Annotated in this window: 1 protein-coding gene and 1 pseudogene; one reads left to right on the forward strand and one right to left on the reverse strand. The window is 62.7% G+C overall.

What is annotated here, in order from left to right:
* Positions 1–127: pseudogene (gene nadA, locus FNJ47_RS48325) on the reverse strand (quinolinate synthase NadA); the annotation flags it as partial.
* Positions 128–170: 43 nt separating this feature from the next.
* Here nadA and FNJ47_RS55255 point away from each other — a divergent pair.
* The coding region (locus FNJ47_RS55255; RefSeq protein ID WP_430649503.1) for a hypothetical protein at positions 171–244 on the forward strand (74 nt) is incomplete at its 3' end.

Raw genomic sequence — 244 nt, forward strand, 5'->3', positions numbered from 1 at the left:
ACTGCATCGCGGCCGTCGATCCCGCAAAGTCAGCTTCAGCGACCACCTCGGGCGGGCATTCCGGATGCGCCAGCACGGTGATGTCAGGGTAGTTTTCGCGCAGCTGGCGCACGTCATCGGCGGTGAAGGCGGAGTCCGATATCTGCTGCACCTCGGGCAATGCGCTCAAGGTGGTGGAATCGCTCGACGCCGAGCGCGTCATCATGCTGCCGGATGAATATCTGGCGCAGAACATCGCCAAGCA

The sequence above is a fragment of the Bradyrhizobium uaiense genome (genome assembly GCF_010811875.1).
Classification (GTDB): Bacteria; Pseudomonadota; Alphaproteobacteria; order Rhizobiales; family Xanthobacteraceae; genus Bradyrhizobium; species Bradyrhizobium uaiense.